The sequence below is a fragment of the Pseudomonas sp. GW822-FHT04C11 genome, assembly GCF_058800905.1.
This window is the reverse complement of record NZ_JBXAMS010000026.1, coordinates 33,216-43,111: the sequence shown is the minus strand read 5'-3', so window position 1 is coordinate 43,111 and position 9,896 is coordinate 33,216. Positions and strand designations below refer to the sequence as shown.

Genomic DNA, 9,896 nt, shown 5'->3' with positions numbered 1-9,896 from the left:
AGGTCATCGTCAAGATTAAATTCCGAAACCCCAATTGCGAAAGCAGTTGGGGTTTTGTTTTGCCTGCGAGAAAGTGCTCATCGGCTGCACCAACGTCCGACCGTCGTTTTGGCCGTCAAGGACAGCCACTTGGGAAATTCCCTCTAAAGTGGTCGCGCAGTTTTTGGTATGGTGCAGCTCGTTTTTTAATGGACTGATGTCACGCGCAGGGAATGGCGTTTAACCCGGTCAAAGAGTTGCTGTAGAAATGCCCGAACCGATTCCGATCAAGGACCACGAAAAAGAAACGCGCCTGGTCAACAAACGGCTGTTGGCCTGCGCGCTGTTCGTGGTTGCAATTACCTGCGCGCTGGTTGTGCGCATGTACGTCCTGCAAGTGGTCGAGTTTGACTATCACTCGACGATCTCTGAAAACAACCGGGTACATGTCCTGCCCATTACCCCGACTCGCGGCCTGATCTATGACCGCAACGGCGTACTGCTGGCCGATAATCGGCCAAGCTACAACCTGATCATCACCCGCGAACGCGCAACCGATGTGAAAGGCGAGCTGGACTCGGTGATCAATCTGTTGCACTTGCCTGCTGAAGACCGCGCACTGTTTGATAAGGCGATGAAGCAGGCGCGCCATCCCTTTGTTCCGGTCACCTTGTTTTACGAACTGACCGAAGAGCAGATTGCGACACTGGCGGTGAACGAGTTCCGCCTGCCAGGAATCGATGTTGAGCCGCAGTTCGTGCGCAACTACCCGCTGGGTGCGCATTTCGCCCACTCGATCGGTTATGTCGGGCGTATCAACGAGAAAGAATCCAAGGCACTGGATACCGTCGAGTACCGCGGTACCCAGTCGATCGGCAAGACCGGTATCGAAAAATTCTACGAGTCCGAGCTGCATGGCCATGTCGGCTATGAAGAGGTCGAAACCAATGCCCAGGGCCGGGTGCTGCGAGTGCTCAAGCACACTGATCCGATCCCTGGAAAAAACATCGTGCTCAGCCTCGATGTAAAGCTTCAGGAAGCGGCAGAAGACGCGCTGGGCGACCGCCGTGGTTCAGTGGTTGCTCTCGATCCGGCCACTGGTGAAGTGCTGGCAATGGTCAGCAAACCGAGCTTTGACCCGAACCTGTTCGTCACCGGCATCAGCTTCAAGGAATACGCGGCGCTGCATGACTCCATTGACCGCCCACTGTTTAACCGGGTCTTGCGTGGGTTGTATGCGCCAGGCTCGACGATCAAGCCGGAAGTGGCGATTGCCGGGCTCGACACCGGCGTGGTGACGGCGTCCACCAGGGTCTTTGATCCGGGTTACTACCAACTGCCGGACTTCGACCATAAATACCGTAACTGGAATCACAGCGGCGACGGCTGGGTCGACATGGACGCAGCGATCATGCGTTCCAACGACACCTATTTTTACGACCTGGCACACAAACTCGGCATTGATCGCCTGCACGATTACATGGCGATGTTCGGCCTTGGCGAAAAAGTCTCGCTGGACATGTTCGAAGAGTCCCCCGGGCTGATGCCGTCCCAGGCATGGAAGCGCGCTACTCGCCGTCAGCCGTGGTTCCCCGGTGAAACGGTGATCCTTGGGATTGGCCAGGGTTATATGCAGGTGACACCGCTACAACTGGCTCAGGCGACTGCGCTGATCGCCAACAAAGGGGTGTGGAACCGACCGCATCTGGCCAAGACGATCGATGGCGTGGCACCGGTGGATGAGCATCCGATGCCGAACATCCTGCTGAAGAATCCGCACGACTGGGAGCAGGTCAACCACGGCATGCAGATGGTTATGCACGATCCGCGCGGTATCGCCCGTGCGGCGGCCGTGGGGGCGCAATACCGGATTGCAGGCAAGAGCGGCACTGCACAAGTGGTGGCAATCAAACAGGGCGAGCGTTACGACCGTTTGAAGACCCGTGAGCGTAACCGCGACAACGCCTTGTTCGTCGGTTTCGCCCCGGCCGAACATCCGCAGATCGTGATCTCGGTGATGATCGAGAACGGCGAGGCCGGCGGTCGCGTTGCCGGCCCTGTGGTGCGGCAGATCATGGATGCGTGGCTGCTGGACAAGGACGGCCATCTGAAGCCGCAATACGCGAGCCCGAGCAAACCACCCAGCGATCCTCACGTTTGAGGCGCTGAAAGCTACAGCACCTGCTCATGCCTGTTGAGCAGGTGCTGGAAGCTTTCCAGGAACACTGTTTCGGCCTGAGTCATTTTCTGCTCGCGATTCCAGAGCAACCGAATATCCAGATCCACCACACCCTCCTCAGGCGGCAAACGCCACAGCAACCCCTGCTCGACATCTCGCTGCACCAGGTGAACGGGTAAACAGCCGATCCCAAACCCTGCGCAGATCAGCCGGTGAATCTCTTCGAAGCTGGTCGATGATGCGACGATCTTGCCGGTAAAGCCTTGCTGGTCGCGAAACAGCGTCAGCGGCGAAAGGTTGCCGCCCAACTGGTCGCTGGTGAAACTGACGAAGTGCTCGGCGGCAAGTTGTTCCAGTCTCAGATTCGTCTGCCCGAACAAACGGTGGCGTTGGCCGCAGAAGTACCCATATCGCTCGCGAAACAGCACCCGTTGCTCCAGCCGCGGTTGCGGCAGTCGGGATAAGCCGACGCCGACCGTCGCAGTCTTTTGCAGCAGGGCACTGATGATGTTCGAACTGCCCATCACCTCGACTTCCAGTTCGACATTCGGATGGCTCTTATGGAAGTCCGCGAGGAACTCATCGTAGTGCGGGGACTGGATACCGCTGATGGTCAGGATCCGCACCTTGCCCACCACGTCATCGTGAGGACTCTCGATCACCGGCCCCAGGCGCGAAATATCACCATAGACATCGGCCGCGATACGCAGCACTTCTTCACCGGTTTCGGTGAGGTCGAAACGCCGGCCGCTACGGACAATCAGCACGCAGTCGAGTTGCTCTTCAAGACGCTTGAGCGCCTGGCTCACCGCCGATTGTGTGATGTGCAGGCGTGCAGCCGCGCGGCTCATGCTGCCTTCCTGGGCGATCACCAGATAGGTGCGCAACAGGTTCCAGTCGAGCCGGTCATTGAGAAAGCGTCGGCTGGATTGGGGGAGGGGTGAGGGCATAAGGAATCCTGCTATTAGCCAGGCTAATAGTTAGGTTAAGAATTTGAAAATTGACTAATCCTAGCCCGGCCGCGATAAAGCTCACAAGCACACCGTGCTGTTGATACCCGGCGTCTGCGCTTTGCCCGTCCAAGGGCAACCCGCTCGCCATCACACACAAAAAGAGGTGATTTGGTGGATAAGCCCGAGCACATGAACACCATTGAATGGCAGGCCCGCTGCGAGTTGGCGGCCCTGTATCGGTTGGTTGCGCACTTTCGCATGACCGACCTGATCGACACCCACATCACATTACGGATTCCAGGACCCGAACATCACTTCCTGATCAATCGCTACGGGGTGATCTTTGATCGCATGCGCGCCTCGGATCTGGTGCGAATCGACCAACAGGGCCGAATTGTCGATCCGGCGTATGCGGATCATCGGGTCAACACGGCGGGCTTCGTGATCCATTCGGCGATCCACATGGCGCGTTCCGATCTGAACTGCGTGATCCACACCCACACGGCGGCGGGCATGGCGGTGGCTGCGCAGAAGCGGGGCCTGCTACCGATCACTCAACACGCACTGAAGTTCTACGGCAAGCTGGCTTATCACACCTATGAAGGTATCGCTTTGTCGCTGGACGAGCGCGAGCGGTTGATTGCCGACCTGGGACCGCACAAGGCGATGATCCTGCGCAATCACGGACTGTTGGTGGGTGGCGCCAGTGTGGCTCACGCGTTTCAGGAAATTTACTTTCTGGAGCGTGCCTGCCAGGCGCAGGTACAGGCGTTGGCGGGCGGGTGTGAACTGAATTTTCCGTCGCCGGAGGTCTGTGTCCACACGGCTGAACAGTTCGAACAGGACGATGCCGAAAACATTATCGAGCTGGCCTGGTCGGCGGCATTGACCCTGATCGAATCGCAGCGCGAGTCCTATTGCTCATGAACACCGAGTCAGGCGCTCTACGGCACTTGCCAGTCTCTTGACGTTAACGTAAAGATAAGCGCTGGCGCCGAATTCCCATGGCGCAGGTTTTGCGTGAGGGAAGGGCTGTCCGAGGTCTCGGGCAAACTTCCCTTTACTGCCATCTGAACCGGGTAGATATTTCCCCATGACGTGCGTGCTTCGTCGCATGTCGGGAAGTGAACCGGCCAGAGACTGGGCGGACCAATCCGGAGCGCTTGATGACTCTTATAAAAACAATAACGCCACAACCGCAACATGAAGCCCGGCTGGCCCGGGAGAAACTTCACCTTGAAGGCGAAGTCCCGAACGGGGTGTTGCGCGCTGAAATCGATGCCTCATGGCGGCGCAGCTTAAGCCATGGCGTGCACTTCAATGGCAAGCATGAGCTGGCACTGGAATCGAGTGCGAGCCTTGAGGTGTTGCTGGCGAGCAATCGCTTGCTGATCGACGCCGCGATGCCGGCCATCGATTACCTGGCCGAGCGTCAGGGCAAGGAAGGGCTGATCATCCTCGCCAATTCCGAGGCGACCATTCTCGCGGTCGAAGGCCGCGCCGACCGCCTCAAGGGCAGCGGCCTGCAAGACATCACCCTGGGCGCCTGCTGGAGCGAAGCTGCTCGTGGCACCAACGCCCTCGGCACTGCGCTGGTGGAAGCCCGGCCGACGCTGATCGACTGCGGCGAACATTACCTCGATCGTCTCAGCGATTTCTCCTGCAGTTCGGTGCCGATTCACTGCCCTCAAGGCGACATCCTGGGCGTACTCGATCTGACCCGCGAAGGCCCGTTGGGCCGGGCGCATGACAGCACCGCGTTGTTGGCGATGGCAGTCAGTCAGATTGAAAGCCGGGTGTTCAACGCAAGCTTCCCCGAACAGATCGTGCTGGCCTTTCATAGCCGTCGACAGTACCTCGAATCGCCCTGGCAAGGGCTGTTGGCGGTGAGCCTCGGCGGGCAGATTCTGGCGGTCAGCGCCCAGGCCTGTCAGTTGCTCAATGCCGAGCGTTCAGCCTTGGTTGGTCACCGCTGCGAAGAGTTTCTCGGGGTAGATGGCCTGCAACTGCTGGCGCGTCTGCAACAAGGCGGGATCGGCAGTCTGCAAACCGCCAAAGGCGAATTTTTCTACAAAACCCTGCGTGCGCCGCAGCGTTCGATCAATGTCACCAGCACTCCACGCAGTGTCGTCAAAAATCCAAAACCTCAACCCAATCTCGAATCCCTGGCCGGCAGCAATGCGCGGTATGCGCGTGCGTTGCGGATGGCCCGGCAAGGCCTGGCCAATGAGTTGCCGGTGTTGCTGCTGGGTGAAACCGGCACCGGCAAGGAAGTCATCGCCCGGGCATTGCACATGGCCGGCAGCCGTTGCGACAAACCCTTCGTTGCGGTCAATTGTGCGGCGATTCCCGAAGGCCTGATCGAGTCGGAACTGTTCGGCTACCGCGAAGGCGCGTTCACCGGCTCGCGGCGCGGCGGGATGATCGGCCGTTTGCAACAGGCCCATGGCGGCACGCTGTTCCTCGATGAAATCGGCGACATGCCGCTGGCACTGCAAGCACGCCTGTTGCGGGTGTTGCAGGATCGCAAGGTCGCACCGCTGGGCGCCGGTGAAGAGCAAGACATTGACGTGGCGCTGATCTGCGCGACTCACCGCGACCTCAAGCGTCTGGTCGAGGAAAAACACTTTCGTGAAGACCTGTTCTACCGGGTCAATGGCATCAGCGTGATGCTGCCGGCGCTGCGTGAGCGCGATGATTTCAGTGAGTTGGTGAACCGTCTGCTCGGCAAACTGGACGCCCCGACGGTCAAGCTCAAGGGCGACCTGAGCAACCTGCTCGCGGGTTACCACTGGCCGGGCAACATCCGCCAGTTGGAGATGGTGCTGCGAACCGCACTGGCTATGCGCGAGCCCGGTGAAACGGTGCTGAGCCTGGAGCATTTGCCCGACAGCATGCTCGACGAGTTGAATGCCTGCGAGCGTTCGACCTCCGGCAGTATCCGCGAGAACGAACTGGAGCTGATCCGCCAGTCCCTCGACAATCATCACGGCAACGTTTCGGCGACGGCCGATGCACTGGGCATCAGTCGAGCGACGCTGTATCGCAAGCTCAAACAGTTGCGCAACTGATGCGGCGCTTGATCGTCAGGCTGGTCGACAGCCACAACCCCCAGGCACTGGACGCCGCCTTACAGTGGCTGTACGGCTTCGTGCGCCCGCATCGGTTGGCGATTGCCGGGCTGCTCGGGTTGTCGGTGTGCGCCTCATTGCTGGTGCTGGTGCAGCCCTGGCTGACCAAATTGCTGATCGACGATGGGCTGTTGGCGCACAACTTTTCCATGCTGGTGCTGATCGCCGGTTTGATGATCGTCGCCGGATTGCTTGGCACGGCGTTGTCGGGGATCAATCGCTACCTGCACACACGGTTGTCGGGGCGGATTCTGTTTGCCCTGCGCGACGACCTTTATCGGCATTTGCAGACCTTGTCGCCGAGCTTCTACGGGCAACGGCGGATCGGCGACCTGATGTCGCGTCTCGACGGTGATGTCGCGGAGATCCAGCGCTTTGCCGTCGACTCGCTGTTCTCGGCGGTTTCCAGCGTCATCGGTCTGGTCTGCGCGGTGGCGATGTTGCTGACCCTGTCGTGGAAACTCTCGCTGCTGGCGTTGGTGCTGATCCCGCTGGATGTGCTCTGGCTGCGCTGGATGCGGCGCAAGGTCGAGCGTGATGTGCGGCAGTTGCGTGAGCGTTCGGCGGACATGTCCTCGTTCATGGTCGAAACCTTGCCAGTGATGAAATTCATTCAGTCGGCTGGCCAGCAACAGCGCGAAGCACGGCGCCTCGAAACATTGGGGCAGGGCTACATGAGCCAGTTACTGCGCCTGCAAGTCAGCGAGTTTTTCACCCAGGCGGTGCCCGGCACACTGACTTCGTTGTCGCGGGCCTGTGCGTTTTTGATTGGCGGTTATTGGGTGGTGCAGGGCACATGGCAGCTCGGCGCGTTGATCGCGTTTTCGACGTATCTGGGGATGGCGGTCGGGCCGGTGCAGAGCTTGCTCGGGTTGTACGTGGCGATTCAACGGATGACCGTCAGCCTCGGTCGGGTGATGGAGCTGCGGGGTGAACAGCCGAGCGTCGTCACACCGGTCGCACCGCAGCCAATGCCGAGCTCTGGCGAACTGTGTTTTGAGGCGGTGCACTTCAGCCATCCCGGGCGGCCGACGACCTTACGCGGAATCGACGCGCGGATTCCCTACGGTTTGAAAGTTGCCCTGAGCGGCGGCTCCGGGGTTGGCAAGTCGACGCTGATCGACCTGCTACAGCGGCATCACGACCCGCAGTCTGGTCGGGTGCTGCTGGACGGGATCGACCTGCGCGAGCTTGCATTGTTCGAGTTGCGTCGGCGGATCGCTGTGGTCAGCCAGGACATCGTGCTGTTTCGCGGCAGCCTGGCGGATAACCTCGCCTATGCGGTGCCGGACGCCAGTCGTGAGGCAGTGGCCGAAGTGGCGCGGCTGGCGCAGCTCGACAGTCTGATCGCGTCCCTGCCCGAAGGCCTCGACAGTCCGTTGGGCGAGCGCGGTCAGCAGTTGTCCGGCGGGCAGAAACAGCGGATTGCCATCGCCCGTGCGCTGTTGCAGGATCCGCTGATTCTGGTGCTCGATGAAGCCACCTCGGCGGTCGATGAGGCCACTGAACGGGAAGTCATCGAGGCCATCGATCGACTGTTTGCCGGACGTACACGAATCCTGATCAGCCATCGCCCCTCAACCCTGGCCGATGCGGATCTGCGCTTTGAGTTGTTCGACGGCGTGCTAACGCAGGTTAAGGTGCTGCATGAAGCTTGAGCTAAGGATTGGCGTGGTCGACAGCGGACATTCCGTGGCACAACGCGGACAAGTGAGCGTCGGGCGACGGTTTTACCTGGTCGAAGACGGACTCGCCGAAGACGAACTGCGTGACGATCCGCTCGGCCACGGCAGCGCAGTCGTCGAGGCGATCAGCCGGCGTGCAGCCTCGGCACGGTTTTGCGTCGCGCAAGTGTTCGACCAGCGTGGGGTCACCAGCGCCTTGCAGATTGCCACGGCGATCGATTGGCTGGTGACGCAGGACGTGCGAGTGATCAACCTCAGCCTGGGCTTGCGTCAGGACCGCAATCTGTTGCGTGAAGCCTGTTCGGCGGCATTGGCCCGTGGTGTTTTGCTGTGTGCGTCGAGCCCGGCGCAAGGCGAGGGCGTGTACCCGGCGAGTTACCCACAGGTGTTGCGGGTGACCGGCGATGCCCGTTGCGGCGAGCACGAATGGTCGTGGCTCAACAGCCAGCAGGCCGACTTTGCCGCCTGTGTTCAGGGCATGTACCCAGGGCAATCCGGTGCCAGTCTCGGTTGCGCGGCGTTGACCGGGCATATCGCCAACTTCCTTGCCGGGCACCTCGACGCGAGCAATGCGCAGGTCCTTGAATGGCTACGAGACAACGCCCGTTATCGCGGACCTGAGCGGCGAGTCTGGCAATGAGCGCCATCCTGATTCTCGGCGCCGGGCCCGCGGGTGCCGCGGTGGCGTTAGGGCTGCGCCGGCTGGGTTATGCGGTAACGCTGGTCAGTGACCGGCGTCGTTTTTCGGCGCTTGAAGGTGTTTCGCAGCGGGTGCTCGAAGCCCTGCGCGGTGCAGGATTGAATCAGGCGTTGGCGGAGGCCGCGTTGCCGTCGCAGCGACAGGTGTCGTGGAACGGCCAGCAGCATGCGCAAAACATCGAGTTTCTGCTGGATCGGTCGAGCTTTGATCGCGGCCTGCGTGAGGATTTGCGCCTGGCCGGCGTCGAGTTGATCGAAGGCCGGGTGTTGGCGGTTCACTCCCAGGCGTCGGGCCATCGGGTTGAGGTCGAAGGTCATGCTGAGCTGAACAGCGAGTTTCTGGTGGAGGCTCGCGGTCGTCAGGCGCCAGCGCTTGGCAAAGGGCAACGTGGACCGGAGACGGTCAGCCTGCTCAACCGTTGGCAGGGCGCACCAGGCAGCACCGCCAGCGCGGTGGAAAGTTTGCCGGACGGTTGGGCCTGGATGGCACGGCGGGCCGACGGTCAATGTTATTGGCAGTTGACCGTGGATGTGGCCAGCGCCGAATTGCCGGGCAAAGCGCAGTTGCTCGACTACTGTCGCCAGCGCCGGCAGGACTCGCCGTTGGCCATCGATTTTTTCGGATCGCATCCTGAAATCGACCTGCAACTGCACGCCCGCAGCAGCACGGCGATTCTCAATCCGCGGGTGTGCGGCGATAACTGGGTTCGGGTTGGCGATGCGGCCATGGCGGTCGATCCGCTGTCAGGCAACGGCATCTTTCAATCCCTGTCCTCAGCCTTGCAGGCGCCGGTGGTGATCAACACCTTGCTGGCTAAACCTGAGCGGGCGGCCTTGGCCCAGCGCTTCCATCAACAACGGGTCGAGCAACTGTTCTTGCGCTTTGCGCGCATTGGTCGGGACTTTTATGCCGACGAACTGCGCTGGTCGGAGCAACCGTTCTGGCGTGCACGTCGACAGTGGCCAGACACGGAGCTGGCTCATGCACCCGCAGATTTTGCGTCTCTGAGCATTGAGCGGGCGCCGGTGCTACACGATGGGTTTGTCGATGAGGCCGAGGTGGTGATCACGGCGGATCAGCCGTTGGGGATCTGGCATGTGCAAGGGGTTGAGTTGGCACCTTTGCTGCGGCGATTGCAAACCGAGCCGGCTGACCAGGCGTTGGAAGGTTTGACGGTGGAGCAGGGGCGGGTGGTGCGCGGGTGGCTATTGTCCCAAGGCTTCAAACCCCAACCGAATTGATCGTTCCCACGCGTGGGAACCGATCGTA

At 60.6% G+C, this 9,896-nt stretch carries 8 protein-coding genes; 7 read left to right on the top strand and 1 reads right to left on the bottom strand.

The window, feature by feature from the left end:
• Together AC1RJ3_RS28635 and mrdA are read left to right on the top strand one after the other, a co-directional pair.
• Nucleotides 1–197: hypothetical protein (locus tag AC1RJ3_RS28635; RefSeq protein WP_493081815.1), on the top strand; the 197-nt coding region annotated here is incomplete at its 5' end.
• Between the two features lie 50 nt (nucleotides 198–247).
• Complete coding sequence (mrdA, locus tag AC1RJ3_RS28630) at nucleotides 248–2,140, top strand: penicillin-binding protein 2 (protein WP_493081813.1); 1,893 nt, start codon at nucleotides 248–250, stop codon at nucleotides 2,138–2,140.
• A gap of 11 nt (nucleotides 2,141–2,151) precedes the next feature.
• Here the strand turns inward: mrdA and AC1RJ3_RS28625 are convergent, their stop codons facing one another.
• Nucleotides 2,152–3,108, bottom strand: coding sequence for a LysR family transcriptional regulator (locus AC1RJ3_RS28625; RefSeq protein ID WP_493081811.1), 957 nt, complete (start codon nucleotides 3,106–3,108; stop codon nucleotides 2,152–2,154).
• A 174-nt stretch (nucleotides 3,109–3,282) separates the two neighbouring features.
• Between AC1RJ3_RS28625 and AC1RJ3_RS28620 the strand changes: the two genes are divergently transcribed.
• The 5 genes from AC1RJ3_RS28620 to qhpG all read left to right on the top strand — a co-directional run bounded on the left by AC1RJ3_RS28620 (nucleotide 3,283) and on the right by qhpG (nucleotide 9,868).
• The gene (locus tag AC1RJ3_RS28620) at nucleotides 3,283–4,038 is read left to right on the top strand and encodes a class II aldolase/adducin family protein (RefSeq protein ID WP_347929390.1); all 756 of its coding nucleotides are present in this window, start codon (nucleotides 3,283–3,285) and stop codon (nucleotides 4,036–4,038) included.
• A 239-nt stretch (nucleotides 4,039–4,277) separates the two neighbouring features.
• Nucleotides 4,278–6,182, top strand: coding sequence for a sigma-54-dependent Fis family transcriptional regulator (locus AC1RJ3_RS28615; protein ID WP_493081809.1), 1,905 nt, complete (start codon nucleotides 4,278–4,280; stop codon nucleotides 6,180–6,182).
• Nucleotides 6,182–7,900 carry an ABC transporter ATP-binding protein gene (locus AC1RJ3_RS28610; protein WP_493081807.1) on the top strand — a complete coding sequence of 573 codons (1,719 nt, stop codon included), beginning with the start codon at nucleotides 6,182–6,184 and terminating at the stop codon, nucleotides 7,898–7,900. The genes AC1RJ3_RS28615 and AC1RJ3_RS28610 overlap by 1 nt, the downstream gene beginning before the upstream one ends.
• Nucleotides 7,890–8,567 carry a subtilisin-like serine protease QhpE gene (qhpE, locus tag AC1RJ3_RS28605; protein WP_493081805.1) on the top strand — a complete coding sequence of 226 codons (678 nt, stop codon included), beginning with the start codon at nucleotides 7,890–7,892 and terminating at the stop codon, nucleotides 8,565–8,567. The genes AC1RJ3_RS28610 and qhpE overlap by 11 nt, the downstream gene beginning before the upstream one ends.
• Nucleotides 8,564–9,868, top strand: coding sequence for a flavin-dependent monooxygenase QhpG (gene qhpG, locus AC1RJ3_RS28600; protein WP_493081803.1), 1,305 nt, complete (start codon nucleotides 8,564–8,566; stop codon nucleotides 9,866–9,868). The genes qhpE and qhpG overlap by 4 nt, the downstream gene beginning before the upstream one ends.
• Nucleotides 9,869–9,896 lie beyond the last annotated feature (28 nt).

Coding starts and splice junctions, on each gene's coding strand:
- mrdA (WP_493081813.1), top strand. CDS start 248: ATGCCCGAACCGATTCCGATCAAGGACCACGAAAAAGAAACGCGCCTG.
- AC1RJ3_RS28610 (WP_493081807.1), top strand. CDS start 6,182: ATGCGGCGCTTGATCGTCAGGCTGGTCGACAGCCACAACCCCCAGGCA.
- AC1RJ3_RS28615 (WP_493081809.1), top strand. CDS start 4,278: ATGACTCTTATAAAAACAATAACGCCACAACCGCAACATGAAGCCCGG.
- qhpE (WP_493081805.1), top strand. CDS start 7,890: ATGAAGCTTGAGCTAAGGATTGGCGTGGTCGACAGCGGACATTCCGTG.
- AC1RJ3_RS28625 (WP_493081811.1), bottom strand. CDS start 3,108: ATGCCCTCACCCCTCCCCCAATCCAGCCGACGCTTTCTCAATGACCGG.
- qhpG (WP_493081803.1), top strand. CDS start 8,564: ATGAGCGCCATCCTGATTCTCGGCGCCGGGCCCGCGGGTGCCGCGGTG.